Genomic DNA, 333 nt, shown 5'->3' on the forward strand with positions numbered 1-333 from the left:
GAGCCACCGTCGCGGTGAACACCACCGGCTCACCCACCACCGACGGATCAGGCGAAGACGTCACCTGCGTGCTCGTCGCCGCAACGGTCACCGTCTGCGTGTCCGACCCAGAGGAAGCAGCGAAGTCACTGTCCCCGCTGTAGGTGGCCGTCACTGTGAACGGGCTGCCGCTGCTGGTGGCGTAGGCGTGGGTGGCCGTGGCCACGCCACCGATCAGCGCCACCGTCTCCGCCGGGCTCCCATCACCAAACGTGAAGGTGACAGTCCCGGTCGGGCTGCCCGCACCCGGCGCCACGGGGGCCACCGTCGCGGTGAACACCACCGGCTCACCCA

1 protein-coding gene is annotated in these 333 nt (G+C 70.0%); it reads right to left on the reverse strand.

Annotated features, from left to right (window positions below):
- The coding region (locus tag HYE82_RS37120; protein ID WP_309144576.1) for an Ig-like domain-containing protein at nt 1-322 on the reverse strand (322 nt) is incomplete at its 3' end.
- Nucleotides 323-333 lie beyond the last annotated feature (11 nt).

The organism is Streptomyces sp. BR123, assembly GCF_013401435.1.
Taxonomy (GTDB): Bacteria; Actinomycetota; Actinomycetes; order Streptomycetales; family Streptomycetaceae; genus Streptomyces.